General features: G+C 62.7%; 22 protein-coding genes and 1 pseudogene. 8 read left to right on the plus strand and 15 right to left on the minus strand.

The window, feature by feature from the left end; translation table 11 throughout:
• The first annotated feature begins 26 nt into the window (after positions 1 to 26).
• Together C6571_RS17215 and C6571_RS17220 are read left to right on the plus strand one after the other, a co-directional pair.
• A complete protein-coding gene (locus C6571_RS17215) occupies positions 27 to 2,057 on the plus strand; it encodes a M3 family metallopeptidase (protein ID WP_106447779.1) in 2,031 nt (676 codons plus the stop codon).
• 56 nt (positions 2,058 to 2,113) lie between these two features.
• Positions 2,114 to 2,773, plus strand: coding sequence for a glutaredoxin family protein (locus C6571_RS17220; RefSeq protein ID WP_106447780.1), 660 nt, complete (start codon positions 2,114 to 2,116; stop codon positions 2,771 to 2,773).
• A gap of 11 nt (positions 2,774 to 2,784) precedes the next feature.
• Here the strand turns inward: C6571_RS17220 and rpiA are convergent, their stop codons facing one another.
• Positions 2,785 to 3,474, minus strand: coding sequence for a ribose-5-phosphate isomerase RpiA (rpiA, locus tag C6571_RS17225; protein WP_106447781.1), 690 nt, complete (start codon positions 3,472 to 3,474; stop codon positions 2,785 to 2,787).
• 37 nt (positions 3,475 to 3,511) lie between these two features.
• On the opposite strand from rpiA, the gene C6571_RS17230 reads away from it, so the two are divergent.
• The gene (locus C6571_RS17230; RefSeq protein WP_106447782.1) at positions 3,512 to 4,570 is read left to right on the plus strand and encodes a quinone-dependent dihydroorotate dehydrogenase; all 1,059 of its coding nucleotides are present in this window, start codon (positions 3,512 to 3,514) and stop codon (positions 4,568 to 4,570) included.
• 4 nt (positions 4,571 to 4,574) lie between these two features.
• Here C6571_RS17230 and C6571_RS17235 read toward each other — a convergent pair whose 3' ends face one another.
• From C6571_RS17235 to C6571_RS17275, 9 genes are all read right to left on the minus strand, one after another.
• On the minus strand, positions 4,575 to 4,892 hold the full coding sequence (locus C6571_RS17235; RefSeq protein WP_106447783.1) for a hypothetical protein: 318 nt from the start codon (positions 4,890 to 4,892) through the stop codon (positions 4,575 to 4,577).
• The gene (locus C6571_RS17240) at positions 4,889 to 5,284 is read right to left on the minus strand and encodes a phage holin family protein (protein ID WP_106447784.1); all 396 of its coding nucleotides are present in this window, start codon (positions 5,282 to 5,284) and stop codon (positions 4,889 to 4,891) included. Before C6571_RS17240 ends, C6571_RS17235 begins: the two co-directional genes overlap by 4 nt.
• Positions 5,285 to 5,311: 27 nt before the next feature.
• The gene (locus tag C6571_RS17245; RefSeq protein ID WP_106447785.1) at positions 5,312 to 5,623 is read right to left on the minus strand and encodes a DUF883 domain-containing protein; all 312 of its coding nucleotides are present in this window, start codon (positions 5,621 to 5,623) and stop codon (positions 5,312 to 5,314) included.
• A gap of 127 nt (positions 5,624 to 5,750) precedes the next feature.
• Positions 5,751 to 6,857 (minus strand): NAD(P)/FAD-dependent oxidoreductase, encoded by a 1,107-nt coding sequence (locus C6571_RS17250; RefSeq protein ID WP_106447786.1) that lies wholly within the window; start codon positions 6,855 to 6,857, stop codon positions 5,751 to 5,753.
• On the minus strand, positions 6,854 to 7,900 hold the full coding sequence (locus C6571_RS17255; protein ID WP_106447787.1) for a histone deacetylase family protein: 1,047 nt from the start codon (positions 7,898 to 7,900) through the stop codon (positions 6,854 to 6,856). Before C6571_RS17255 ends, C6571_RS17250 begins: the two co-directional genes overlap by 4 nt.
• Positions 7,901 to 7,959: 59 nt before the next feature.
• Positions 7,960 to 9,126, minus strand: coding sequence for an acyl-CoA dehydrogenase family protein (locus tag C6571_RS17260; protein ID WP_106447788.1), 1,167 nt, complete (start codon positions 9,124 to 9,126; stop codon positions 7,960 to 7,962).
• On the minus strand, positions 9,119 to 11,266 hold the full coding sequence (locus C6571_RS17265) for a 3-hydroxyacyl-CoA dehydrogenase NAD-binding domain-containing protein (RefSeq protein WP_106447789.1): 2,148 nt from the start codon (positions 11,264 to 11,266) through the stop codon (positions 9,119 to 9,121). Before C6571_RS17265 ends, C6571_RS17260 begins: the two co-directional genes overlap by 8 nt.
• 13 nt (positions 11,267 to 11,279) lie before the next feature.
• Positions 11,280 to 12,485: an acetyl-CoA C-acetyltransferase gene (locus C6571_RS17270; protein WP_106447790.1), complete on the minus strand. Its 1,206-nt coding sequence runs from the start codon at positions 12,483 to 12,485 to the stop codon at positions 11,280 to 11,282.
• Positions 12,486 to 12,524: 39 nt separating this feature from the next.
• Positions 12,525 to 13,679, minus strand: coding sequence for an acyl-CoA dehydrogenase family protein (locus C6571_RS17275; RefSeq protein WP_245901325.1), 1,155 nt, complete (start codon positions 13,677 to 13,679; stop codon positions 12,525 to 12,527).
• A gap of 372 nt (positions 13,680 to 14,051) precedes the next feature.
• Between C6571_RS17275 and C6571_RS17280 the strand changes: the two genes are divergently transcribed.
• The 5 genes from C6571_RS17280 to C6571_RS17300 all read left to right on the plus strand — a co-directional run bounded on the left by C6571_RS17280 (position 14,052) and on the right by C6571_RS17300 (position 19,351).
• On the plus strand, positions 14,052 to 14,588 hold the full coding sequence (locus C6571_RS17280) for a TetR/AcrR family transcriptional regulator (RefSeq protein ID WP_245901326.1): 537 nt from the start codon (positions 14,052 to 14,054) through the stop codon (positions 14,586 to 14,588).
• Positions 14,589 to 14,720: 132 nt separating this feature from the next.
• Positions 14,721 to 15,740, plus strand: a complete 1,020-nt coding sequence (locus tag C6571_RS17285) for an ABC transporter substrate-binding protein (protein WP_106447793.1) — start codon at positions 14,721 to 14,723, stop codon at positions 15,738 to 15,740.
• Positions 15,741 to 15,755: 15 nt separating this feature from the next.
• Positions 15,756 to 16,838, plus strand: coding sequence for an ABC transporter ATP-binding protein (locus C6571_RS17290; RefSeq protein WP_106447794.1), 1,083 nt, complete (start codon positions 15,756 to 15,758; stop codon positions 16,836 to 16,838).
• 2 nt (positions 16,839 to 16,840) lie between these two features.
• Positions 16,841 to 18,520: an ABC transporter permease gene (locus C6571_RS17295; RefSeq protein ID WP_106447795.1), complete on the plus strand. Its 1,680-nt coding sequence runs from the start codon at positions 16,841 to 16,843 to the stop codon at positions 18,518 to 18,520.
• 264 nt (positions 18,521 to 18,784) lie between these two features.
• The gene (locus C6571_RS17300) at positions 18,785 to 19,351 is read left to right on the plus strand and encodes a hypothetical protein (protein WP_146139368.1); all 567 of its coding nucleotides are present in this window, start codon (positions 18,785 to 18,787) and stop codon (positions 19,349 to 19,351) included.
• 17 nt (positions 19,352 to 19,368) lie between these two features.
• Here C6571_RS17300 and C6571_RS20280 read toward each other — a convergent pair whose 3' ends face one another.
• The 5 genes and pseudogenes from C6571_RS20280 to C6571_RS17315 all read right to left on the minus strand — a co-directional run bounded on the left by C6571_RS20280 (position 19,369) and on the right by C6571_RS17315 (position 25,816).
• Entirely contained in the window at positions 19,369 to 20,394 is a 1,026-nt protein-coding gene (locus C6571_RS20280) for a DUF3387 domain-containing protein (RefSeq protein ID WP_420852930.1), read from the minus strand.
• A gap of 36 nt (positions 20,395 to 20,430) precedes the next feature.
• Positions 20,431 to 22,610 (minus strand): annotated as a pseudogene (locus tag C6571_RS17305) (type I restriction endonuclease subunit R); the annotation flags it as partial.
• 17 nt (positions 22,611 to 22,627) lie between these two features.
• The gene (locus C6571_RS17310) at positions 22,628 to 23,773 is read right to left on the minus strand and encodes a Fic family protein (protein ID WP_106447797.1); all 1,146 of its coding nucleotides are present in this window, start codon (positions 23,771 to 23,773) and stop codon (positions 22,628 to 22,630) included.
• Positions 23,774 to 24,330: 557 nt separating this feature from the next.
• The gene (locus tag C6571_RS19890; RefSeq protein ID WP_211300667.1) at positions 24,331 to 24,636 is read right to left on the minus strand and encodes a winged helix-turn-helix transcriptional regulator; all 306 of its coding nucleotides are present in this window, start codon (positions 24,634 to 24,636) and stop codon (positions 24,331 to 24,333) included.
• A complete protein-coding gene (locus C6571_RS17315; RefSeq protein WP_211300668.1) occupies positions 24,599 to 25,816 on the minus strand; it encodes an RNA-binding domain-containing protein in 1,218 nt (405 codons plus the stop codon). The genes C6571_RS19890 and C6571_RS17315 overlap by 38 nt, the downstream gene beginning before the upstream one ends.
• Positions 25,817 to 25,852: the final 36 nt, after the last annotated feature.

A 25,852-nucleotide genomic window follows, 5' to 3' on the forward strand; every position in this document is an offset into this window, starting at 1 on the left:
CGCCTTGGGGCGCCATCTAAGGCCATATGAGCAATCCCCTTCTCGATTTTTCCGGCTTGCCGGCCTTTGAGCGCATGGCTCCTGAGCATGTGGCTCCCGCCGTTGATGTGCTTCTGGCCCGCGCCGATGCCGCGCTGGACACCGTGACGGCTCCCGAATTCCCGGCCCGCTGGGACGCGATTGCCCGCGTGCTCGACGTCGCCACCGAAGAACTCGGCCGCGCCTGGGGCGCCGTGAGCCACCTGAGCAGCGTGGCCGACACGCCCGAGTTGCGCGCCGCCTACAACGCCGCCCTGCCCCGCGTCACCGATTTCTGGACCCGCCTGGGCGCGGATGAGCGTCTCTACGCCAAGTACAAGGCGATTGACCCGGACAGCCTGAACCCCGAACAGAAGCAGGCCTGGAAGAACGCCGTGCGCAACTTCGTGCTCTCGGGCGCGGAGCTGAGCGGTGCGGCCAAGGAGCGCTTCGCCCAGATCCAGGAGCGCACAGCCGAGCTGCAGCAAAAATTCAGCGAAAACGCACTCGACGCCACCGATGCCTTTGCCTATTACGCAAGTGCCGAGGAGCTCGATGGTGTACCTGCCGACGTGCAGCAAGCGGCCCGCGAAGCGGCCGCCGCAGAAGGCAAAGAGGGCCACAAACTCAGTTTGAAAATGCCCGTCTACCTGCCGGTGATGCAGTTTGCCCGCAGCAGCGCGCTGCGCGAACGGATGTACCGCGCTTATGTCACGCGCGCTTCCGACCAGGCCGAAGGAGACGCAAAGCGCTTTGACAACGGCGCGCTGATCCGCGAGATCCTGGCGCTGCGCCAGGAGGAAGCGCGGCTACTGGGCTACGCCAACTTTGGCGAAGTGTCCGTGGCGCCGAAAATGGCGAAGTCGACCACTGAGGTGATCGATTTCCTGCGCGACCTGGGGCAGCGGGCGCGCCCTTATGCTGAAAAAGACGTGTCCGATTTGCGTCACTTTGCCGCCGAGCGGCTGGCGCTGGCCGATCCGCAGCCCTGGGACTGGCCCTACATCTCAGAGCAACTCAAGGAAGCGCGATACGCCTTCAGTGAGCAGGAGCTGCGCCAATACTTCCCGGCCCCCACGGTGCTGGCGGGGCTGTTCAAGATTGTCGAAACGCTGTTTGAAGTCGCCATTCTTCCCGACCAGGCGCCGGTGTGGAACCCGGCCGTGCAGTTCTACCGCATCGAGCGCGCCGGCGCGCTCGTGGGCCAGTTCTACCTCGACATGCCCGCGCGCAACGGCAAGCGCGGTGGCGCGTGGATGGACGACGTGCGCACCCGCTGGCTGCGGCCCGATACGGGCGCGCTACAGACGCCCATCGCGCACCTGGTATGCAATTTTTCTACCGGCGCGCAGGGCAAGCCTGCCTTGCTGACGCACGATGACGTCATCACCCTGTTCCACGAGTTCGGCCACGGCCTGCACCACATGCTCACGCAGGTCAACGAACGCGACGTCTCTGGCATCGGCGGCGTCGAGTGGGACGCCGTGGAACTGCCGAGCCAGTTCATGGAAAACTTCTGCTGGGAGTGGGACGTGCTGCGCCACATGACGGCCCATGCCGACACCGGCGCACCCTTGCCGCGCGACTTGTTCGACAAGATGATTGCGGCCAAGAACTTCCAGAGCGGCATGCAAACGCTGCGCCAGATCGAATTTTCGCTGTTTGACATGCTCTTGCATACCGAGCATGACCCGGCACAGGACTTCATGCCGCTGCTCGACTTGGTCCGCGCCGAAGTGGCGGTGCTGCAGCCACCCGCGTTCAGCCGCACCGCCCACACCTTCAGCCACATTTTTGCGGGGGGTTACGCGGCCGGCTACTACAGCTACAAGTGGGCCGAGGTGCTGAGCGCCGACGCCTATGCGGCCTTTGAGGAAAGCGCCGGCAGCGACGGACTGCCCAACCCGGAGACCGGCCGGCGCTACCGACAGGCGATCCTGGAGGCAGGTGGCAGCCGCCCGGCCATGGAATCCTTCAAGGCCTTCCGGGGCCGCGAGCCCAGCCTGGATGCTCTGCTGCGCCACCAAGGCATGGCGTAGACGGCGGGTTCAATGCAAAAATGGCTCTTTCGGTTTCGCATTCAGGAGAACACTCCATGACGACTTCGCGCACGGTTCGGCACGCTTTGGCACTGGTTCTTGGTCTGGCGGGTATCACGGCATTGACCGTGGCCCAGGCCCAGACCGTCTACCGCATCGTCGGCCCGGACGGCAAAGTGACTTTTTCCGACCGTGCGCCAGAAAAAGCGGCGCCGGGCGAGCGCAGCAGCGCGGTTTCGGTGCCCGGCGGTGGCACCAACAACTCTGCCCTGCCTTTTGAGCTGCGCCAGGTAACGCAACGATTCCCAGTAACGCTCTATGCCGGCGCCCAGTGCGCGCCCTGCGACAGCGCCCGCAGCATGCTGGTGACGCGCGGGATTCCATTCACTGAGCGCACCGTGGCATCGAACGAAGATCTCGATGCGCTGAAGAAACTCAGCGGCGGCACCAATCTGCCGTTTGGCACCATCGGCGGCCAACAATTGGTGGGGTACTCGGAAACCGAATGGGCCCAGTATCTTGATGCAGCCGGCTACCCCAAACAATCCCAGTTGCCGCGCAACTACCAGCGCAGCGCAGCGACACCCCTGGTGGCGGTGAAAGCCGCACAGCCGACCGAAGCACCTGCAAGCAAACCGGAGGCACGCCGCCGGGTTGCACCCGCCGCAGCACCAAGCGGCCCGACACCATCGAACCCTGCCGGTATCAAGTTCTGAGCGCTTTGGGCTCAATAGCTCAGGGTTCTGACACCCTTGGGTGTTCCCAGCAGGCAGACCTGAGCGCGCTGGTGGGCAAAAATGCCCACGGTGACTACGCCAGGCCACTGATTGATGGCGGATTCGAGTGCCAGAGGGTCTTCGATGCTCAGACCGCGCACATCGAGAATGTGCTGGCCGTTGTCCGTCACCAAAGGATCGCTGCCCCGCATGCGCAGGCTGGCCGTACCGCCCAGGGCTTGAAACCGGCGCACCACATGCTCGCAAGCCATGGGAACCACCTCCACCGGGAGGGGAAAGGCGCCGAGTTTTTCCACCAGCTTCGACTCGTCGGCAATGCAAATGAACCGCTCCGCCAAAGCGGCCACGATCTTCTCGCGCGTCAGTGCAGCGCCTCCACCCTTGATCATGCAGCCCTGGCCATCAATTTCGTCGGCGCCGTCGATATAGACCGACAGGCGCTCTACTTCGTTGGCGTCGAGAACCGCAATACCAATGGCCCGCAGGCGCTCGGTGCTGGCCTCCGAGCTTGACACGGCCGCAGGCACCTGATCCTTGACACGCGCCAGCGCCTCGATAAATTGGTTGACAGTGGAGCCCGTGCCCACACCGATGATCTGGCCGGGAACCAGGTAAGCCAGCGCAGCCTGGGCTACCAGGGCCTTGAGTTCGTCTTGTGTCGGGGAAGCAATGGGTGTCATGGCGGAGAATCAGGGGATAGAAGCCTGAATTATCCCCATGCCTTTGATCCCCTATTCGCTTGCCCGCCCGTTTTTGTTTGGCCTGGACCCCGAAGCCGCCCACGATCTCACGCTGCAGATGCTGGCGCGCGGCCAGGGAACGCCGCTGCAGTGCGGCTGGAGCAGCACCCCGGTGCACGACCCACTGCGGCTGGCCGGCCTGGAATTTCCCAACCGCGTCGGGCTGGCCGCCGGCTTGGACAAGAACGCGCGCTGCATTGACGCCCTGGCTGCCATGGGTTTTGGCTTTATCGAAGTGGGCACCGTCACACCCAAACCCCAGCCGGGCAACCCCAAGCCGCGCATGTTTCGCCTGCCCAAGGCGCAGGCGCTCATCAATCGCCTGGGCTTCAACAACGACGGCCTGGACGCCTTTGTCGGCAATGTGCAGCGTGCGCGTTGCCGCCAGCCGGGGCAGCGCAGCGCCGTGCTGCTGGGCCTCAATATCGGCAAAAACGCCAGTACGCCCATCGAAAACGCCACGGCCGACTACTTATTGGGGCTGGAGGGTGTGTATCCCCACGCTGACTACGTGGCGGTGAACATCAGTTCTCCCAACACCCAGAACCTGCGCGCTTTGCAGTCGGATGCTGCCTTGGACGGTCTGCTGGAGGCACTGGCCGAGCGCCGCGAGCGGCTGGCTGCGCAAGCAGGGGCGCGGCGTGTCCCATTGTTCGTGAAGATTGCGCCTGATCTGGACGAAACCCAGGTGCGCCTGATTGCTGCTGCGCTCAAAAACCATGGCATGGATGGCGTGATCGCCACCAACACCACGATTGCGCGCGACAAGGTACAAGGCCTGCCGCATGCGCAGGAAACGGGCGGTCTGAGTGGCGCGCCCGTGCGCGAAGCCAGCAACCGCGTGGTGGGCCTGCTGCGCGCCGAGCTGGGCAAGGGTTTTCCCATCATCGGCGTGGGCGGTATTCTGAGTGCCGAACACGCCGTAGAGAAAATTCGCGCTGGGGCGGATGTGGTGCAGATCTACACCGGCTTGATCTACCAAGGTCCGGCTTTGGTGAACCAGGCGGCGCGTGCCATCCAGGCGACGCGCGCTTAAAACCTCAACGCCTTAAGCGCATCAGCAGCGGCATCACCACGCCGGCCCAACGTACGACACGGCGCGGCCCAACCGCCACGGCTGCAGCTGCAGCCACAGCCACGGCGATGGGATGCAGCCGAGCAAACACCATCAACCGGGAGGCCAGCGGAGCATCCGGCCCCAACCCGGCAACGCGATGGGCTTCATGCGAAGCGACGAGCACTTGGGCACGCCGCGCCCGCCGCTCCCGCAGGCGCAAGCGCTGCGCAGCAATGCGGTCAAGCACCTGTTGCTTCTGCGCAGGCAGCGCCAAGGGCGGCGAAGAGTCTGGCGCGCTCATAGCTGCTCCTTGATTTCGGTCCAATCGTTGGCCAGCTCCTTGCGCGTCATGGCAAAGCCATTGCCCGCCTTGCGCGCCAAAGACGTGACCAGGATGGCTGCCACCACCCAGATCGCGATCCATGTGCCGGCGATCGCCCACGCCACGGTCACGCGCTCAGGTGTATCCCAAAACTGCACCAGGATGGCACAGGACAGCACTGTCAACATCACCACCGTCAGAGCGGCCAAACCAAGCGACAACCCGATGAGGGCTGCGAGGCTTCGCTTGTATTCACGAAGTTCGAGGCGAAAGAGCGTGGTACGGTCTTCCGCCGCTATGGCCGCCTCGATGGCATAGGAGCGCCAACGGTCAACAAAGGCACCCAGGCCCAAAAGCGAAAGCCAATCCATGGAATCGATCCAGATGCGCCGCGCGACTCAGCGGCGTGAGAGGAGGAAGCCCACCACCGCGCCCACAGCCAGGGCCGCACCGGCGACGCGCCACGGTTCGTCATGCGCATAGCGGTCTGCGGCCTGAGCGGCATCCTTGGCCTGGCGCGCAGCCTCCTGCGCGGCGCGCACGGTGGACTCGCGCACCGCTTGCATGCCGTCGTCCAGGCGTTGACGCAGCGCACGAATTTCGGGAACGCTGTCCAGATCCCGGCTGGAGATCAGGCCACGCAGATCGGTGACGAGCTTCTCCAGCTCGTGCTGGGTGCTCGAGAGTGTCTCGGATGCGGAATGAGCCATGGTGTACCCCTTTCTTGGAAAAAAGCGCTGCCGGCCTGCCTTGTGGCCCCTCACCGGTACGTGATTCCATCTTAGCGGGCAATCACACAACAGCAAGGCGATTGAGCCACTGTCTGACACGAATGACCTAAGCGACCTGACCCAAAGCTGCGACATGTTCGCCAATGGCCAGCGCGCTGGTGAGCCCAGGTGATTCGATGCCAAACAGGTTCACAAGGCCCTTCAGACCATGCACTTGCGGTCCTTGAACCACAAAATCAGAGGACAAAGCGCCGCCAAATCCAATCTTGGGCCGCATGCCGGCGTAAGCGGGCACCAGGCTGCCCTCGGGCAGACCGGGCCAGTACTTGCGCACTTGCGCGTAGAACGCATCGCCCCGGCGTGGATCGACCGTGAGGTCCTGTGGATCGTCCACCCACTGCACATCCGGGCCGAAGCGCGCCTGCATGGCCAAATCCAGGGTGAGATGCACCCCCAGGCCACCTGGCTCGGGCACTGGGTAGATCAAACGCGAAAACGGAGCCCGCCCAGAGAGCGCAAAGTAGCTGCCCTTGGCATAGCGCGCTTCGGGGATCAACCGGGCATCAAGCCCACGAAACTTCTTTGCCAGTTGGGGCGCAGCCAGACCTGCGGCGTTGACAAGCAGCTTTGCCAGCAAGCGTGTCCCGTCGGATGCTTCTATAAACATAGCGCCATTCTCTTGCCACATATGCGCTAGAGCCGTTTTTCTCACTAAAAAACCGCCGTGGCGCTCGATGTCTCCGAGCAGGGCCAGCATCAGGGCGTGGCTGTCCACGATGCCGGTGCCGGGCGAGTGCAGCGCGGCCTCGCAGACCAGCGCAGGCTCCAGCTCCTTCGCCTGCGCACCACTCAGCCAGCGCAGAGCGTGCACCCCGTTGGCCTCGGCTTGCGCCCTGGCGGCTTCCAGCGTGCCCAGTTGTGCGGACGAAGTAGCGACGATGAGCTTGCCTGTGCGCTGGTGCGCAACACCGTGGCTTTCGCAAAAGGAGATCAGCAATTCCCGTCCACGCACACACCACCGGGCCTTGAACGAACCCGTGGGGTAGTAGATGCCGGCATGAATCACCTCGCTGCTGCGCGAACTGGTGCCGGTGCCGATGTCGGCCTCTGGTTCGAGCACGAGCACCTCGCGCCCTTGCATCGCCAGCGCACGGGCGACAGCCAACCCGACCACCCCCGCGCCCGCTACGACGCAATCGACGCGCTCACTCATGCCACGTGGCGCCGCTCAAACCCATGGAGGACTTGCTGGGCGTTGTCTCCCAACTCAGCGGCTGCGTAGCCCCCTTCGAGGACGAAAACCGTGGGCAGGCCGAGCGCCGCCAGGCGGGCACCAAGCCGATCAAAATCGCCTGCGGTCAGGGAAAACTGGGAGATCGGATCCCCTTCAAACGTGTCCAACCCGAGCGACACCACCAGTGCATCGGCGTGCACATAGCCGATGGCTTTGCACGCACGCTCCAGAGCGGCAAACCAAGCCGCCGCATCGCTGCCGGCCGGCAGAGGCAGATTCAGGTTGTAGCCCGCGCCATCACCGACCCCCGTCTCGTCGGCATAGCCCAGGTAAAACGGGTATTCGGTCAGCGGATCGCCATGGATGCTGGCAAAAAAAACGTCGTCGCGTTCATAGAAAATACTCTGCGTGCCATTGCCGTGGTGGTAGTCCACATCGAGCACCGCGACGCGATCAGCCTCCAGATTGCGCATCGTTTGTGCGGCAATCGCGGCGTTGTTGATGAAGCAGTAACCACCCATGAAGTCGTGCCCGGCATGGTGGCCGGGCGGGCGGCTGAGGCAAAAGGCAGCGCGCGCACCCGCCATCACGCTGTGCGCTGCACTGGCCGCCGCGTCTGCGCCCGCGCGCGCTGCGGCCCAGGTACCGCTTGCCAGCGGCGAACCGTTGTCCATCGAATACAGGCCCAGGCGAGCAACGAAGTTTTCGGGCTCGATGTCGCTTCGCAGGCTGCGCACCGGCCACACCGAGGGAAAAGGCTGGCGCTGCTCGTTCTGCGGATCAAGTGCTATCCACTGCGGCCAGGCCGTGCGCAGAAAGTCGAGGTAACGCTCCGAGTGGATTTGCGCCAGCGCGCTGGCTGCGTCCTGGTCGGGCTCCCGCAGTTCGTGGCCGCCGGCCTGAAGGGCAGCGAGCACAAACTCGGCGCGCGCCGGGGTTTCAAAGCACGCCACCTTCTCGCCGCGAAAGAACTCGTGCACGGGCGCATGCAGGTGGTGCATGGGGTTGTGAAAGGTAAGCATGCGGCACAGTGTAAAAGGCGGCGCACTCGCCTTTGCACTCGACACATTTCGCTGAGCTGTCAGAGTCCCAGCTGCTTGCCAATGATCTCGTTCATGATCTCATGCGTGCCGCCGCCAATCGACAGGATGCGGTTGTCACGGTACAGGCGCTCCACCAGCGATTCACGCATGAAGCCCATGCCGCCAAAAATCTGCACCGCCTCGTCGGTCACCATGCTGGAGACCGAGGTAGCGAAGTTCTTGGCCATGGACACCTCGGCGATGGCGCTGTCGCCCGCCTGCATGCGCGCAGCGCAGCGGTAAGCGTACTCACGCGCCACATCCACCTGCGTGGCCATCTCGGCCAGCTTGTGGCGGATGACCTGGTGCTTGGACAGCGGCTTGCCGAAGGTGACGCGCTCCTTCACGTAGGCCAGGCATTGCTCCAGCGCAAGCTGTGCCGTCATGTAGGCCATGACGGCCAGGCTCAGGCGCTCGGCCTGGAAGTTGGCCATGATGGTGAAGAAACCCGAGTTCTCCGGTCCCAGCAGGTTGTCTGCCGGTACGCAGCAGTCCTGGAAGAACAGCTCGGCCGTATCGGACGCCCACCAGCCCATCTTCTTCAGGTTGCGCCCCACGGTGAAGCCCGGCGTGTCCTTCTCGATGAGCAACAGCGACACACCGCCAAAACCTGCCTCACCCGTGCGCACGGCCACTGTGTAGTAGTCGGCGCGCGCACCCGAGGTGATGAAGGTCTTGGAGCCGTTGACCACATAGTGGTCGCCGTCGCGCACCGCGCGGGTCTTGAGGTTGGCCACGTCCGATCCGCCGCTTGGCTCAGTGATGGCCAGGGCGATGATCTTTTCGCCCGCAATCACCTGGGGCACCACGCGTGCCTTGAGCGCCTCCGAGCCCACGCGCCAGACCGGCGGCAGGCCAATGTCGAGCGAGCCCAGGCTGGCGACAAAACCGCCCGAGCCGCTGCGCATCAGCTCCTCACTCGCTGCCACTTTCAAGAAGACGTCCTGCTCGCCCGCGCCGCCGAACTCGGTGGGGTGGCCGATGCCCAGCAGGCCCAGGCTGCCGGCCTGCTGGTACACCTCGCGCGGGAAAGCGCCTGCCTCTTCCCATGCGTCGATGTGCGGTTTGACCGCCTCATTGACGAAGCGGCGCATGGTGTCGCGCACCATGCCATGCGTTTCGTTGAAATACGAAACGTACACACCCGAGAGGGCTGGATCACGCATCTTCAAACCTCGCACCTTCCTGGGCCATCTTCACGACCACGGCGGCGGGCTCAAAGCGCGCGCCGTGAAGCTTTGCCAGTTCGCGGGAGCGGTCAACGAAGCGTTGTGCCCCCATGGCGTTGATGAACTGCAGCGCGCCACCCTGGTGCGGCGCAAAACCCCAGCCAAAAATCGAGCCAATGTTGGTGTCGGCCACTGAGCGCACCACGCGCTCTTCGAAGCAGCGCGCGGCCTCGTTGGCCTGGATGAACATCAGGCGGTCCACCAGCTCTTCCTGCGTGGGTTGCTCCGCCCGAGGGGGGTACAGCGTGGTCAGCTCGGGCCACAGGCTCTTTTCCTTGCCCTCGTAGTCGTAGAAGCCCTTGCCCGCCTTCTTGCCCAGGCGACCCAGTTCACCACCCACCTTGCGCAAGACCGCCTCGCCCGGATGCGCGGGATAGGTCTTGCCCTCGGTTTCCAGGTCACGCCGCGTCTGGTCGCTGACATGCAGCGACAGGCCGAGCGAAACCTCGTCCTGCAAGGCCAACGGAGGCATGGGCATGCCGGCCTTGATACCGGCCACTTCGATGGAACGCGGGTGCACACCTTCGGCCAGCATGGCCAGACCTTCCATCACGTAGGTGGCAAACACGCGCGAGGTGTAGAAGCCCCGGCTGTCGTTGACCACGATGGGCGTCTTGCCGATCTGCAGCACGTAGTCGAAGCCGCGCGCCAGCGTTTCTTCAGAGGTCTTTTCACCCACGATGATCTCCACCAGGGGCATCTTGTCCACAGGCGAGAAAAAGTGCAGGCCAAGAAAGTTGGCCGGACGGCTGCTGACCTGCGCCAGACCGGTGATGGGCAGGGTGGAGGTGTTGGAGGCAAACACGGCATCGGCCGCAATGACCGCCTCCGCCTTGCGCGTGCACTCGGCTTTGATGGCCCGGTCCTCAAACACCGCTTCAATCACCAGGTCGCAGCCTTGCAGGTCTTCGTAGCGCGTGGTGGCCAGAATGCGGGCCAGCAGCGCGTCACGCTTTTCCTGCGTGGTCTTGCTGCGCGACAGCGCCTTGTCCAGCAAGCCCTGCGAATAGGCCTTGCCCTTCTCGGCGTTCTCCTGCGTGGCATCGAGCAGCACCACATCGATGCCGACCTTGGCCGAGACGTAGGCAATGCCAGCACCCATCATGCCGGCGCCCAAAATTCCAAGCTTCTTTACCTTGCCTGCGGGCACATCCTTGGGACGCGACTGCCCCTTTTTGATGGCATTGAGCTGGTACCACAGCGTGCCGATCATGTTCTTGGACACCTGCGAGACGATGCAGGCCGCAAAGTAGCGCGACTCGACTTGCAGCGCATTGTCGATGTCCAGCAGGCAGCCCTCAAACAGGCAGGACATGATGTGTGTGATGGCCGGGTAGTTGCCGTGGGCCTTGGCGTTGGCCATGGACGGCGCGATGCTCAGCACCTGCACCACGGCGGGGCTCTTGCTGTCGCCACCAGGAATGCGAAAACCCTTGGTGTCCCAGGGCTGCACCGGCTTGGGGTTGGCCAGGCACCAGTCGCGGGCCTTTTGCAGCAGTTCTTCGCGCGTGGTCGCCAGCCCGGTGAGGAGGCCCAGACCAAGCGCCTTGGCGGGGCTCAGTTCAGTGCCCTGGGTCATCAGTTCCAAGCTCTTCTGGATACCAATCAGGCGCGGCAAGCGCTGTGTGCCGCCGCCACCCGGCAGCAGGCCCAGCTTGACCTCAGGCAGGCCGATCTTGGCTTTGGGGTCATCCATGGCAAAGCGCGCATGGCAGGCCATCGCCAGCTCCAGACCGCCGCCCAGCGTGGTTCCGTTCAGAGCTGCCACCACGGGTTTGCCGCATTTTTCCATGCGGCGCATCAAAGCCTTGAGTTCCTCGCCCAGCCGAAAGGCCTGATCGATCGTCGTGATCTGGTTGAGCTGATCAATGTCGGCGCCGACGATGAAACTGGGTTTGCCCGAGGTGAGTACCAGCCCCTTGAGGCTGTCTTCCTTCTCCAGCCGCTCTACGAGGGCGGCAACCGCCTCCATCAAGACAGGCGTCAGCACATTCATCGCGCGGCCGGGCTGGTCGAGGGTGGCCAGGCCAATGCCAGCAGCATCTACCTCGAAAGTGAGGAACTTATTTTGTGTCATGGAAAACCTCTGCTCAAACACGTTCGATGATGGTGGCGATACCCATGCCGCCACCGACGCACAGGGTGGCCAGGGCTGTGGATTTGCCGGTGCGCTCCAGCTCGTCGAGCGCGGTTCCCAAGATGATGGCGCCCGTAGCGCCCAGGGGGTGGCCCATGGCGATAGCGCCGCCGTTGACGTTCACCCGGTCGAGCGATACGCCCAGGTCACGCGCCGTCTTCATCGGCACGGTGGCGAAGGCCTCGTTGATTTCCCACAGGTCGATGTCGGATGCCACCATGCCCGCCTTGGCCAGCGCCTTGCGGCACGCCGGCGTAGGGCCGGTCAGCATGATGGTGGGCTCGGAGCCGATGACGGCGCACATGCGCACCCGGGCACGGGGCTTGAGGCCTGCCTTCTCACCAGCCGCCTTGCTGCCTAGCAGCATCAGCGCGGCACCATCGACGATGCCCGAGGAATTGCCCGCATGGTGCTGGTGCAGGATTTTTTCGACCGTGGTGTATTTGTCCAGCGCCGTGGCGTCAAATCCCATGCCGCCCATCATCTCGAACGAGGGATTGAGCTTGGCAAGCGACTCCACTGAAGTGCCAGGGCGAATGGTTTCATCGTGGTCCAGCCAGGTCATGCCATTGAGATCTTTCACCGCCACCACCGAGCGGGCAAACCGCCCCTCAGTCTGCGCCTGCGCCGCACGGCGGTGCGATTCGGCGGCAAAGGCATCGAGATCCTGGCGGCTAAAACCCTCCAGTGTGGCGACGAGGTCGGCGCTGATGCCCTGGGGCACGAAGCCCGTCGCGGTGTTGACGCGCGGATCCATGTACCACGCGCCGCCGTCACTACCCATGGTCCAACGGCTCATGGAGTCAACGCCCCCGGCGACGACCATGTCCTCCATGCCCGACATGATCTTGGCCGCAGCCAGGTTCACAGCCTCCAGGCCCGAGGCGCAAAAACGCGACAAGGTCACGCCCGCCACGCTCTCAGCCCAGCCCGCATCCATCACGGCGGTGCGGGCAATGTCAGAGCCCTGCTCGCCCACGGGCGTGACACAGCCAAGCACCACGTCGTCCACCAACGAGGTGTCGAGGCTGTTGCGCTGCTGCAAGGCCTGCAGCAGCGTGCGCAACAGCCACACCGGCGTGGCCTGGTGCAAACCACCGTCTTTTTTACCCTTGCCGCGTGGGGTACGTAGGGCGTCGAAAATATAGGCTTCGGTCATGGAAGCTCCTTGAGTGGTGAATGGATGTGTGGTCTGGCATCAGAGGAAGCGTGAAGCCAGCTCTTTCATGATTTCGTTGGTGCCGCCATAGATGCGCTGCACACGGGCATCGGCATACAGGCGGGCAATCGGGTATTCCTTCATGTAGCCATAGCCACCAAAGAGCTGCAGGCATTCGTCGATCAGCTTGCACTGGTTGTCGCTAATCCAGTATTTGATGAGTGCGGCGCGGTCCACCCCCAGCTCGCCCTTGAGGTGCGCCACCATGGCTGCATCGACCAGCGCGCGCGAGGCCATCAGCAGTGCCTGGCATTCGGCCAGCTTGAAACGGGTGTTCTGAAACGAAAAGATCGGCTTGCCAAAGGCCTTGCGCTCCTTGGTGTAGGCCAGCGTTTCCTGCATGGCCAGCTCCATGGCGGCAATCCCGGCAAACGCCACGATCAGGCGCTCCTGCGGCAGCTCCTGCATGAGCTGCACAAAGCCCTGGCCTTCGTGCCCCCCCAGCAGGTTGGTGGCGGGAACAAGCACATCATCAAAGAACAACTCCGAGGTGTCCTGCGCATCCATGCCCAGCTTGTCGAGGTTGCGGCCGCGGCGGAAGCCCTGCACCTGATCGGTCTCGACCACCATCAGCGACATGCCTTGCGCTCCCTGGTCCTTGTCGGTCTTGCAGACCACGATGACCAGGTTGCCGAGCTGCCCATTGGTGATGAAGGTCTTGCTGCCGTTGATGCGGTAGTGCTCGCCCTCTTTGATTGCGGTGGTGCGCACCGCCTGCAAATCGGAGCCCGTGCCCGGCTCGGTCATGGCAATGGCACCGATCAGCTCACCCGTTGCCAGGCGCGGGAGCCAGCGCTTTTTTTGCTCTTCGGTCCCGTGGTGCAGGATGTAAGGAGCGACGATGCCAGAGTGCAACGAGCCGCCGAAACCCGAGAGCCCCGCAGTTCCCTGGGCCAGAATCAGCACGGCCTCGTGGCCGAAATCGCCACCTGCGCCGCCGTATTCTTCGGGCATTGAGGCACACAAGAAGCCATTGGCCCCGGCTTCCTTCCATGCCTGTCGGTCCATCATGCCGGCTTCTCTCCAAGCGGGATCTCTCGGCACCCATTGTTCCTTGAAGAAACGGCTGGCCGAATCATGAAGCATCTGGTGCTCTTCGGTCATCCAGGCGGGTGTGAAGTTTTTAATCGCCACGGTGTGGGCTCCTGTAAGGATGGGTTAGCAAAGATGTCCGAGATCTGTAAGATCAAATTATGGAAACAAAAATTACCGTTTGGAATTCTTGATAAAAAATGAAAAGCATGGGGCTTTGGTCCGTGAATGCGCCGACGAAGCCATGAAATACAGGTGTCGAACTGGTTCACATGGTGACGCTTACGGCACCTAAAAACAAGATGCCGTGATCGCTTTGTGCTGCCAATTCACTATTTGGTAATATTTATTTCCATGTCGAAAAGCACCCTCCCCCGAACCGCTGCCGCAACAGCAACCAAGGCCCTGGAAAAGCGCCCGCTTTCATCCCTCACCGACATGCGCGGGGACACTTTGGTCCGACTGGAAAAGGCCGTGCTAGATCTTTTCTCCAGCCGCGACTTCCATGAAGTGAGCCTGCAGGACGTGGCGCGCAGTGCCAATGTCTCGCTGCAGACGATCTACAAATACTTTGGTAGCAAAGAGGCACTGGTCTACAGCATGCTGGACACCATGCTGGGGCGCCTGGCCGAACGCATGATCGACCATCTGCAGGGCATTGACGATGTCCGCGAACGCCTGCGCAAAACCTGCTGGGTCACGCTGGACTACATGGACAAGCACCCCGCCGTGATGCTGCTGATGTTCACTGCCGTGCCCGTGTCACGCCACAAGAACATCGACATCTACGAAAGTCCCGAACTGATGGGTGCGTTCCTGGGTGTCCTCAAAGACGGTCAGGCGCGTGGCGTGCTCAACAGCCAGGTTTCGTCCAAGGTCTTGCTGGACGTTTTCATGGGCATGGTGGGGCGTGTGGTGCTGATGCACATCGTGCGCGGAGAAAAGAGGCCGTTGACCGACCAGTTCAACGAACTGTTCCACATCTTGTGGCGCGCCATGTCGGCCGATTGACTGGCAAAACCCGCGCCATCGCCGCATCGGCCCAATTTGGTGGGTACTTGCTATGATGATTCTCGACGCCGCGCAGCGTGGACAGCGATCGCTGCAGCAGACCCAATGATGTGCAATAACGGAGACCGAAGCATGTCCCACATTCAAAGACGAACGGTTTTGCAACTTGCCGGAGCCGCCGGGTTGGCGGCCGCACTGCCGCAATCACAAGCGGCCGATGACCTGGCGGCGGCGCGTGCTGAGGGTAAGGCCGTTTTCTACGCCAATATCACTGCCGTCAAGCCCATCGTCGAGGCTTTTGGCAAGGACACGGGCATTGCGGGCGAATACACCCGCATCTCCAGCTCCAAGTTCGTCTCCACGGTAGCAACCGAAGCGCGCGCAGGCAAATTGCTTGCCGACGTGGTGCAAGGGCCGCTTCCTGTGCTGGAACTGCTCAAGAACAACGGCATGCTCGCGCCCTACCGCTCGCCTGCCGCCGCCGATTACCCGGATTGGACACGGCCAGACGACACCATCCAGCTCTTTGGCATCGAATACGTCTCCTACCTGTACAACACCAAGCAAGTGCAGGCGGCCGACGCGCCCAAGAAATACGAAGACCTGGCCGGCGCCCAGTGGAAAGGCCGCATCGTGATGGCCGATCCGGCGACCCACGCCTCCACCATTTCGTGGCTGGTGGGATTGAAGGAAAAGGTCTTTGCCTCTGAAGCCGAATGGATGAACTTCGTCAAGGCGCTCGCGGCCAACCAGCCGATGTTTGTCGCCTCGTTCGGACCCACGCCCGCGCCGATTGAAAGTGGCGAGAAGGCGATTGCGATCTCCATGCCCAAGTACATCGTGACCAAGGCGCCGGCGCCGCTGGCTTGGGGTCCACGCGGCGGCGGCCAACCACTGCTCGGCACGCCACGCGCGATGGCGCTCACCGCCAAAGCGCCGCACCCGGCGGCGGGGCGCGCTTTCATGGATTATTGGCTGTCAAAAAAGGCCGCAGGCATGCTGGCCAAGGATGTCGGCGAATACGTGGCCGCGCCTGGCGTCTATCCGCCAATCGACGGCATCGACCAGGTCAAGGTGCTGGCCATTCGCGATCTGGACGATACCGAAATTCAAAAATGGGGCGCCGAGTTCAAGCGGATTTTCAAAGGCTGACGCGCACCATCTGCCATGGAAATCCGCATTACGGGCCTGACCAAGCACTACGTCTCTGAAGGTCGCACCGTCAAGGCGCTTGATGGCGTCGATCTGACGATCCCCGCCAACCACATCTTCACCTTGCTGGGGCCGAGCGGCTGCGGCAAGACGACGCTGCTGCGCTGCATTGTCGGGCTGGAGACGCCCGACGACGGTGAGATTCGCATTGGCGATGACATCGTCTGGTCGCGCCAGAAAGGCATTGCTGTCCCCACGGAACAGCGCGGTTTGGGCATGGTGTTCCAGACCTACGCGATCTGGCCGCACATGAACGTGTTTGACAACGTGGCCTACCCGCTCACCGTACGCGGACTGTCGCGCGCGCAGATCAACGCGAAAGTGGCCGAGGTGCTGCGCTTCGTGCAGCTCGATGGCCTGGGCCACCGCCCTGCCACGCGCCTCTCAGGCGGACAGCAGCAGCGCGTGGCGCTGGCCCGAGCCTTGGTGGCCGAACCACGCGTCATCCTGTTTGATGAGCCGCTCTCCAACCTGGACGCCAAGCTGCGCGAAGAAACGCGCAAGGAGCTGCGCCGCTTTCTCAGCCAGCTCGACATCACCGCCATCTATGTCACGCACGACCGGGTCGAGGCGCTGGCGCTCTCTGATTCGATAGCCGTCATGCGCGCCGGCCATATTGTTGAAATCGGCGCGCCGCGCAAGATTTACTTCGCTGCCGAGCACCGCTTCGTCGCCGACTTCATCGGCCGCGCCAACCTGATCGACGCCACCGTGCGCAGCCACGCCGATGGGGCAACCCAGATCGATTGCGCGCTGGGTTCCATCCGCTGTGCGCCCAGCGAGCATGCGCAGGCAAGCCAGGTCACGCTGTGCCTGCGCCCCGAGTTTTTGCAGGTGCTAGGCGGCACGCTACCAGGCACCAATGTGCTGAACGGGCAAATCGAATCGATTGACTTCGTCGGCGAGGTGAACGAAGCCGAAATCCGCGTGGGCGAAACCCTGCTGCTGGCGCGCACCGCAGCCGATACGGAGCTGGTGGTCGGCAGCCAGGTCAGCATCGCCCTGGCGCCAGAGCACTGCTTGCTGGTGGCCGCCTGACCATGGACCCGCAGCGCCGGGGCCTGACGCTCACCCTCATCCTCATCGTCGGCCTGCTCACCGTCGCGCCGGTGGCCATGCTGCTCCTTGGCAGTTTCTCGCAGGGGCTGGACGCCTTCGGCCAATTCACGCTCGCCAAATATGCCAGCGCCTACTCTGACCCTGGCCTGTGGAAGGTGCTTTTCAACACCGCTGTTTTTGTCGTTGGCTCAACGCTGCTGGCCACGCTGCTGGCGCTGTTTCTCGCCTACTTGAACACGCGCACCGACATTCCGTTCAAGTTTCTGTTCAACGTGCTTGCCATCGTGCCGATGATGATTCCGCACGTGCTGTTTTCGGTGAGCTGGGCGCTGCTGGCAAACCCCTCCAACGGGCTGATGAATCTGGCCCTGATGGAGACTTTTGGCCTGGACAAGGGGCCACTGAACATCTATTCAATGTCCGGCATGGTTCTGGTCGAGGGGCTGCTCAACATGCCCATCGCCTACCTGATCATTGCGCCGGCCATGGCGTCGTTTGATGTGTCGCTGGAAGAGTCTTCGCGCGTGTTTGGCGCAGGCGCCTGGCGCACCTTGCTGCGCATCACCTTGCCCGTACTGCGCCCGGCCATCCTCGCGGCTTTTGTGCTGGGTATTGTGCGCAGCCTGGCCTCGTATGCCGTGCCACGCGTGCTCGGCACGCCGGGCAACGAGGAGGTGCTGGCCACCTACCTTTACGAAATGATCTCTGTGGGCTTTGCGCCCGACTACGGCAAGGCAGCTGCCCTGGGCATGAGCGTGCTGCTGGTGGCCGTGGTCCTAATCTGGCTGTATCGGCGCCTGACCGGCGAGGGCAGCCGCTTCGTCACCATCTCCAGCCGTGGCTGGCGCCCCGCCGTGGTGCCACTCGGGCGCTGGCGCATGCCGCTGTTTGCACTGGTGGCACTGCTCTCGTTCATTGTCATCGTGCTGCCGGTGGTGGTGCTGCTCTACACCTCCTTCGTACCTTATTCAATGGTGCCCAGCCGCGCGGCCTTTGCAGCCATGAGTTTCAAGCACTGGGCGGAGGTGCTGAACGACGCCACCTCGCTGCTGGCGCTGAAAAACAGCCTGTTCCTGGCCGTCGTCGGCGCCACGCTGGGTGTGCTGCTCTCGCTGTTCGTCGGCTACGTCATCGTCAAGCTGCGCACGCGCGGCGCGGCGCTGCTCGAGACACTGACTTATCTGTCGTTCGCGTTTCCGGGCATCGTGATCGGCATCGGCTTCATGTGGTTCTTCGTGCAGACACCGCTGTACGCCACGGTCACCGCCCTGCTCATCGGCTACATCGCCACCTATCTGCCCTATGGCGTGCGGCCACTGGCAAGCGCATTTGTGCAAGTGCACGACCACCTGGAAGAATCGTCGCTGGTGTGCGGTGCCAGCCGCATGACAACGATGCGCCGCATCATCGTGCCCCTGTTGGTGCCGGGGATTGTGTCGGCCTGGATTTTGATGGCCACGATGTTCCTGCGTGAGCTGACGCTCTCGGTCGTGCTCTCGCGCCCCGGCAGCGAAGTGCTGGCGGTGCAGGTGCTGTCGTTTGCCGACGATGGGCTCTGGGGCCAGCTTTCGGCGCTCGGGATCATCATGATCGCCATCTCAACGCTGCTCGTGATCGTCGCCCATCTCATTGGCAGGCGCTTTGGTGCGCGGGCGGCATAGCCAAGGCAAGGGCAGAGCTTTCCATGGCTCCAGCAAATAGATAAGCGAACTCGCAGCGCACCCAGCGGCTGGGCCGAAGGTCTCGCGGCGCCTGGACTTTATTCAAGCCATCCGAGCCCTCTGGCCCAGTTCTCTCCCCGGCCCTTGGTCTGCTGCTACAGCAAGCGCTGCGTTGACACGGCGTTTTTCGTAGGTATGGTCGGAGCGACGCAGTGGGTCTGCACATCCTTTTTTTTTGCCCCAGCCTTTCTTGGAGGATTTTCGATGACCATTTTTTCAAGCCATGCCTGCGCGCCCAAGCTGGCGGCACTCGTTGCCACGTTGCTGCTGGTGGTGACGCCGGCACAGGCCTTTGAGACCGAAGCCATCGGCAAATTGACGGCGAATTTCGGGGGCGAAGCGATCACTCAGCCCACGGTGCATATCCAAAGCGGCAAAGAGAAATCCAACACCGCGTTTCTTTTTGTGCAAAAGGTTGGCTTCTCAAACCTCAGCCTGTCGGGTTACAGCGCCGACAACAAGCGGCTGGGCATCGATGTGTCCTATATGTCGCTGCAGCCTGGCCCGAAAACCGCGCAGATAGAGCAGACGGTTACGTATGCACCTGGCGGCAGCACGGCCTTCTGGACTTCTGACGGCGCGCCAAAGCCCGCCAAGATCACCTTCACCACCTTCGAAGCCAAGGGCAACGAAGGCCGCGCCATTGGCAAATTTGAAGCTCTGGTGTGCTACGTCAAAACCCCAACAGCCGAGCCCGACACCAAGAACTGCCGCCCCATCGAAGGCAGCTTCGACACCAAGTTCTTCGTCGAGAAACAGTCTGCGTCGTAGAGCGCGCGAGCACGACTTCAGGCCCAGCTTTCCCCCAGCGCTTCGGCCTGCTGCAGCACCAGCTCCACAGCGGCGTCCTGCATATCGGGCGGGTACTTGTACTTGCGCAGGATGCGCTTGACCATCAGCCGCAGGCTGGCGCGCACGCTCTCGCGCTCGCTCCAGTCCACCGTCATGCTCTTGCGCAGGTTGTCGGTCAGTTCGTGCGCGATTTTTTTCAGCGTTTCGTCGGTCAGCTGTTTCACGGCCGACTCGTTGTTGGCCAGCGCGTCGTAAAAGCGCACCTCGTCCTCGCTCAGGCCCAGCGCCTCGCCCCGGCTGGCGGCCTGGCGAAACTTTTTCGCCATGTCCACCAGTTCTTCCATCACCTGCGCCGTCTCGATGCTGCGGTTCTGGTAGCGGGCAATCACGCCGGTCAGCAGGTCTGAGAATTTGCGCTGTTGCACCACGTTGGTGGCAAATTTGGCCTTGATCTCGCCTTCCAGCAGGCGCTCCAGCAGCTCCACGGCCAGATTGCGCTCGGGCAGGTTTTTCACCTGGGCCAGAAACTCGTCGTCGAGCAGGCCGATGTTGGGTTTGTCCAGCCCCACGGCGTCGAAGATGTCCACCACGCGCTCGCTCACCACCGCCTGGCTGATGATCTGGCGAATGGCGGCATCGCGCTGCGCATCGGTCCGTTTCTGCGCCGTCACGTCGCGCTTGGTCAAAATCACTTTCACCGCCTGGAAGAACGCCACCTCTTCACGCAGCGCCTTGGCCTCATGGAGCGTGCAGCACAGGCTGAACGCCTGGCCCATGGCCACCGCCGCATCGGCAAAGCGGCGTTTGCCGTCCTGTGGGCTGTCTTTGTTCGCGGACCGGATGCCCAGCACATGGTTGGCCGCCCCGGCCAGGGCCTTGTGCCCGCCCGTCAAAAAGCCCGACCAGTCGTAGCCGTGCAGCAGGCTGCGCAGCACATCCATTTTTTCGAGCAGCAAGGACAGCGCCTCGTGCGCATCCACCGTGGGTTTGCCGCGGCCCTGGCTGGCGGTGTATTCCTTCATCGCGGCCTTGAGCTCGTTGCCGATGCCGATGTAGTCCACCACCAGGCCGCCCTGCTTGTCCTTGAACACGCGGTTCACGCGCGCAATGGCCTGCATCAGGTTGTGGCCCTTCATGGGTTTGTCCACGTACATGGTGTGCACGCAGGGCGCGTCAAACCCGGTCAACCACATGTCGCGCACGATGACGATGCGCAGCAGGTCAGCCGGGTCCTTGAAGCGCTTTTCCAGCCGTTTCTTGACCTGGCCGCTGTAGATGTGCGGCCGCAACAAAGCCTTGTCGCTGGCACTGCCGGTCATCACCACCTTGATGGCGCCGTGCTCTGGGTCTGCACTGTGCCAGTCGGGGCGCAGGCGCACGATCTCCTGATACAGGTGCACGCAGATGTCGCGGCTCATGGCCACCACCATGGCCTTGCCGTCCTGGGCTTTATTGCGCTCTTCAAAGTGCGCCACCAGGTCGGCCGCCACGCTGGCAATGCGCGGCGTGGCACCCACCACTTTCTCCAGCGCGGCCCAGCGGCTTTTGAGCTGGGCCTGGGTGCTTTCCTCTTCGTCCTCGGCCAGCTCGTCCACTTCTTCGTCGAGCAAGGCCAGGTCGTCGTCTTTGAGCCGCAGCTTGGCCAGGCGGCTCTCGTAGTAGATGGCCACCGTGGCGCCGTCTTCCTTGGCCTGCTGCATGTCATACACATGGATGTAGTCGCCAAACACGGCGCGCGTGTCGCGGTCCTGGCTGCTGACCGGCGTGCCGGTGAAGGCGACGAAGGTGGCGTTGGGCAGCGCATCGCGCAGGTGCTGGGCGTAGCCCGCTTGGTAGTGGGTGGTGTACTCGGGCGACGCAAACTCGGCGTGCACGGCGCTGCTGCCCGCATCGCTGGTTACTATGCTTTTAGTAGCTGCTTGCGCTTGCCCATCAAGCGCCAGAGGCACATTTGGCTTGAAATTTTGCTTGCGCGTCTTGAGCTTGGCTTCAAACCCGTACTGCGTGCGGTGCGCCTCGTCGGCAATCACCACGATGTTGTGGCGGCTGGACAGCACCGGGAACACATCCTCGTCCTCGCCCGGCATGAACTTCTGGATGGTGGCAAACACAATGCCGCCCGACGGCCGGTGGGCCAGCAACTGGCGCAATGCGGGGCGCGTGTTGGCCTGCACCGGCTGCTCGCGCAGCAGGTCGGCGCCCAGGCTGAACACGCCAAACAACTGGCCGTCGAGGTCGCTCCTGTCGGTGATGACGACGATGGTCGGGTTCTCCATCGCAGGCTCCTGCATCACGCGCGCGGCAAAGCAGGTCATGGTGATGCTCTTGCCGCTGCCCTGCGTGTGCCACACCACGCCGCCCTTGCCTCGTTGGTTGCTCGCCAGCCCCTCGCGCGACGCCGCCACCACATGCTCTATAGCGGCGCGCACCGCGTGGAACTGGTGGTAACCGGCAATCTTCTTGATGAGCTGGCCGTCGTCCTCAAACAGCACAAAAAAGCGCAGATAGTCGAGCAGATAGCGCGGCGCCAGCACACCGCGCACCAGCGTTTCCAGCTCGTTGAACTGGCCCAGCGGGTCGAGCTGCACGCCGTCAATCGTGCGCCACTGCATGAAGCGCTCGGCGTTGCTTGACAGCGACCCCAGCCGCGCCTCGCTGCCGTCGGCTATCACCAGCACCTCGTTGAACTGGAACAGGTCGGGGATTTGCTCTTTGTAGGTCTGAATCTGGTCGTAGGCCTTCCAGATGCTGGCCTCCTGGTCGGCCGGGTTCTTCAACTCCAGCAGCACCAGCGGCAGGCCGTTGACGAACAACACAATGTCGGGCCGGCGCGTGTGGTGCGGGCCTTTGAGGGTGAACTGGTTCACCGCCCAGAACTCGTTCAATGATGGGTTGGCCCAATCCACCAGCCGCACAAAGTCGCCCCGCGTTTCACCGCCCTGCTGGTACTGCACCGGCACTCCCCCACCAGCAGCTTGTGAAACACCCGGTTGGCCGCGAGTTGCGCGGGCAGCCCCAGGTTTTGCACCTGCTGCACGGCGTCTTCGCGCGCAGCGGCAGGAATGCCGGGGTTGAGCCGGGCAATCGCTTCGCGCAAACGGCCCAGCAGCAGCACCTCGCGGTAATTGGCGCGCTCGGGGTTCGGGCCATCGGGGGCGATGTCGAAGCTGCTCTGCACCGCGTAGCCCAGGTCCTGCAGCCAGGCCAGGGTTTCTTGTTCGAGTTGGTCTTCGGTCATAACGTCTCGCGGCCCTCTTAGAGCTTCATCAGCTCGATGTACGACTGGTAGCTGTAACTGCGGTTTTTCTTTTGCCCAGTCAACTCGGTCACGATGCCCAGCTCGGCCAGCACTTGCACCGCCGCGTTGGCGGTGGGGAAACTGGTGGCCAACTTCTGGCGCACCCGCTCCACGGTGAAGCGCGGCATCATGGGCAGCAACTCAAACAAGCGGTAGCTGGCAGGCCCGGCTTTGGGCGCTGCCAACAAGCGCCTGCGGTCGGCGGCCACCAAGCTGGCAATGCTCACAATGCCGCGCTCGGCGTCAAGGGCAGCAGCTTCCACGCCCTGCAGAAAAAACGCCACCCACCCTTCCCAATCGCCATGCGTGCGAATGCTTGAGAGGTGGCGGTAGTAGTCCGTTTGGTGTTGCTTCAGATAGCCGCTCAGGTACATCAGCGGCTCGGGCAACAAGCCCCAGTGCTCCAGCAGCGCCGCAATCAGCAAGCGGCCAATGCGGCCATTGCCATCCAGAAAAGGGTGAATGGTTTCAAACTGCGCATGCACGAGCGCCGTCTTCACCAGCGGTGGTAAACCAGGCTGCGGTGCGTGGATGAACTGCTCCAGTTCGCCCAGCAGCGCGGCGACCTGTTCAGGCGGTGGCGGCACAAACACCGCATTGCCGGGCCGGGTGCCGCCAATCCAGTTTTGCGAGCGCCGCAGTTCGCCCGGCTGCTTGCCCGTGCCGCGCACGCCACCCTGCAGCAGGCGGTGCGCATCGCACAGCAGCCGCACGCTGAGCGGCAGGCCCGCAGGGTCCCGCAGGTTGCTCTGCACCAGCCGAAAAGCGCGCAGGTAATTGGTCACCTCTTCCACATCGTCGCTGTTGCCCACCGCCAGGCCCGCCTCGTCGTCAAACAAGTCGGTCAGCGTGGCCTGCGTGCCCTCGATTTGCGATGTGAGCAGCGCCTCTTTGCGAATGGCGCTGTACAACAACCAATCCACCGACGGCACCAACCCCGCCACGCCGGACAAACGGGCCAGCGCCATTTCGGCGGCGTGGTTGGCGGCTGCAAACGCGTCGGCATCCAGCGGCGGCTCGCTGGGCGGCAAGGCGTGCGGCACGAACACCTTGACCGACTCGCCCAGCGTGGTGGAGGTGATGGTGGTGCCCGTGCTGCGCATCGTATGAAAGAGTTCTTGAATAAGAGCCTGCGGTATTAAAGTATTCTTTAATAAAAAGAGCCGCTATGCAAGCGTGCTTGCAAACAGCAAGGCGCGCTCTGCTGTGGCAGTCTGAAGCGTTGCGCTACTTTTGGCTGGAACTGGCCAGCCGGCTACTGACCAATTGAGTTGTGCCGCGCTTGCTGCTGCAGGGCAAAGATGCCATGGCGTACTGCCCAGGAAGCAGTTCAACATGTTTAAAAAATGGCCGTTTCTAAACATGTCGGTCGCTATGTGTATAGAAAACGCCTCTTTTTAAGCATGTGCGCATTCTGGTGGGTGTTGGATGAAGGCACGCAAAATATTGGCAAATTGCCTGATTGGCGACATACCTCAGAAAAACCCGTTCGCCCTGAGCTCGTCGAAGGGCTGTCCCCAAGGAATGCCCTGGCTTTGACAAGCTCAGCCCGAACGGATGCAGGGGAAAGGCATCTGAGGCAGGCAAATAATCAGGCAAATTGGCTCCTAACGCTTATAGAAAAAGCGCTAGTAGCTATTAAAAGCATAGTATTTGTTGGTCACGGCAATACCTCCCAGCGGCCACCCTTGTTGGGCCCATGCCGCTTCAAGCGGTGTGCGGATTTGAGCTTGGCCAATTGCAGTTCGACGGCACGCTGGCTCAGTCCCAGCAGCGCGGCCAACTGCCTGGCGCTCAAAGTGGGCGATTGCCGCAGCAGAGCCAACACCCGGGATGAAGTTTCTTCCGAAGTTTCTTCCGAAGCTTCTTCCGAAGTTTTGTCCACCGTGTCGGCACCAGGTGCCCACAGCATCTCCAGAACCGTATGGTCAAAAGGCTCGGCACTGTCGTACAACCCGCAGCCCATGGCCTTGCTGCTCCCAGCCGCTGCGAATCTTGGGCAAGCCTGATCCGGCACGCTCTCCCAAGTTGATGAGCAAGAACATCTGGTGGAGCGTGCGGTTGCGGAAATCGCTGGCGCCGCCGTGGAGTGCCTGTGCCACCGGCAGGCGCATCATTCCGGGGTTGCGAAAACTAAAGCCCGCAGGCGACTTGACCACCAGCACCGAGGCCCGGTCGGTGTAATCGGCATGGATCAGGCAGTTCACCAAGGCCTCGCGCACGGCCTGGTGGACTGGCGTGTCGTCGATGCGCGCGCCATCTCGAAGCACAAACGGCACCTTCAGGTCGGCCGTCAGTCGCTGAATCACGCGCCGGAAGAAATCGTACAAGTTGCCCGACCAGGAACCATCGGGCACCACCCGGTCCAGCCAACGGGTGGGCGAATCGGGCTTGCCGGATTGCTCCTGGTAGTCCACAAAATACAGCGGAAACGCATCGGGCAACGCGGGCCAGCGGCCAAACATCAGCAAGCCTGCAGCCGTCAACCCGGCCCGCCCCAGTGTTTTGTCTTCGCGCCAGCCGCCCAGCATGCGCAAAAATGCCAAGTCATCCAGCCCCACCCACGGGTGCCCCGGCCGGTGCACGGCAAAGGCGTTGCGGTAGGCGCGCAGGCTGTCGCGATCCAGGTCATCCAATCCCAGCCCCTCCAGAATCCGCACGTCGTGGCTGTCCTCCAGTTGCTCGGCGAGCATGCGTTTGACGGTGTCGCCATCGCACAAGCGGTCGCCCTCGTTCAGGCGGCGGTAGGTGTGCCCCAAAGGCTGGCCGTTCAAAAATACGGGTTTTTGCTGCCGCGTGGCCTGGGGAATATCGACTCGCAAGACAGTCTTGACGCCAACCACCAACTCCTGCACATCGGCATCGGTCAGCAGATTGGTGCTGACCTTGCCCGGATTGTTCAGGTTGTTGAACAGGTCTGCCCGCACCTTGGCCGGGTTGGGAATGCCTGCAATGGAAAACACCCCCTCCTTCTCGCGCACTCCCAGCAGCACCACGCCCCCATGGGTGTTGGCCATGGCCGAATAGGTGGGCCAGAAATCCTTGGGCACCTCGCCCTGGCCGTGCTGCCCTTGGGCGAGCTTGCATTCGAGCTCCACCGTTTCGCGCAGCAGGGACAGGTCTTCGAGGGAGGTGGGTGAGAACATCACACGGGTCCTGGAGCAGAGTTTTAAGCCAAATTG

The sequence above is a fragment of the Simplicispira suum genome (assembly GCF_003008595.1).
GTDB classification, from domain to species: domain Bacteria; phylum Pseudomonadota; class Gammaproteobacteria; order Burkholderiales; family Burkholderiaceae_C; genus Simplicispira; species Simplicispira suum.

What these genes read in the sequence shown, in the direction of transcription:
- C6571_RS17285 (WP_106447793.1), top strand. Translation starts at nt 14,721, where the DNA reads ATGTCCCACATTCAAAGACGAACGGTTTTGCAACTTGCCGGAGCCGCC.
- C6571_RS17270 (WP_106447790.1), bottom strand. Translation starts at nt 12,485, where the DNA reads ATGACCGAAGCCTATATTTTCGACGCCCTACGTACCCCACGCGGCAAG.
- rpiA (WP_106447781.1), bottom strand. Translation starts at nt 3,474, where the DNA reads ATGACACCCATTGCTTCCCCGACACAAGACGAACTCAAGGCCCTGGTA.
- C6571_RS17240 (WP_106447784.1), bottom strand. Translation starts at nt 5,284, where the DNA reads ATGGATTGGCTTTCGCTTTTGGGCCTGGGTGCCTTTGTTGACCGTTGG.
- C6571_RS17300 (WP_146139368.1), top strand. Translation starts at nt 18,785, where the DNA reads ATGACCATTTTTTCAAGCCATGCCTGCGCGCCCAAGCTGGCGGCACTC.
- C6571_RS17245 (WP_106447785.1), bottom strand. Translation starts at nt 5,623, where the DNA reads ATGGCTCATTCCGCATCCGAGACACTCTCGAGCACCCAGCACGAGCTG.
- C6571_RS17315 (WP_211300668.1), bottom strand. Translation starts at nt 25,816, where the DNA reads ATGTTCTCACCCACCTCCCTCGAAGACCTGTCCCTGCTGCGCGAAACG.
- C6571_RS17215 (WP_106447779.1), top strand. Translation starts at nt 27, where the DNA reads ATGAGCAATCCCCTTCTCGATTTTTCCGGCTTGCCGGCCTTTGAGCGC.
- C6571_RS17295 (WP_106447795.1), top strand. Translation starts at nt 16,841, where the DNA reads ATGGACCCGCAGCGCCGGGGCCTGACGCTCACCCTCATCCTCATCGTC.
- C6571_RS17290 (WP_106447794.1), top strand. Translation starts at nt 15,756, where the DNA reads ATGGAAATCCGCATTACGGGCCTGACCAAGCACTACGTCTCTGAAGGT.
- C6571_RS17235 (WP_106447783.1), bottom strand. Translation starts at nt 4,892, where the DNA reads ATGAGCGCGCCAGACTCTTCGCCGCCCTTGGCGCTGCCTGCGCAGAAG.
- C6571_RS17250 (WP_106447786.1), bottom strand. Translation starts at nt 6,857, where the DNA reads ATGAGTGAGCGCGTCGATTGCGTCGTAGCGGGCGCGGGGGTGGTCGGG.
- C6571_RS19890 (WP_211300667.1), bottom strand. Translation starts at nt 24,636, where the DNA reads ATGGGCTGCGGGTTGTACGACAGTGCCGAGCCTTTTGACCATACGGTT.
- C6571_RS17230 (WP_106447782.1), top strand. Translation starts at nt 3,512, where the DNA reads ATGCCTTTGATCCCCTATTCGCTTGCCCGCCCGTTTTTGTTTGGCCTG.
- C6571_RS20280 (WP_420852930.1), bottom strand. Translation starts at nt 20,394, where the DNA reads ATGAAGGAATACACCGCCAGCCAGGGCCGCGGCAAACCCACGGTGGAT.
- C6571_RS17260 (WP_106447788.1), bottom strand. Translation starts at nt 9,126, where the DNA reads ATGCGTGATCCAGCCCTCTCGGGTGTGTACGTTTCGTATTTCAACGAA.
- C6571_RS17265 (WP_106447789.1), bottom strand. Translation starts at nt 11,266, where the DNA reads ATGACACAAAATAAGTTCCTCACTTTCGAGGTAGATGCTGCTGGCATT.
- C6571_RS17220 (WP_106447780.1), top strand. Translation starts at nt 2,114, where the DNA reads ATGACGACTTCGCGCACGGTTCGGCACGCTTTGGCACTGGTTCTTGGT.
- C6571_RS17310 (WP_106447797.1), bottom strand. Translation starts at nt 23,773, where the DNA reads ATGCGCAGCACGGGCACCACCATCACCTCCACCACGCTGGGCGAGTCG.
- C6571_RS17255 (WP_106447787.1), bottom strand. Translation starts at nt 7,900, where the DNA reads ATGCTTACCTTTCACAACCCCATGCACCACCTGCATGCGCCCGTGCAC.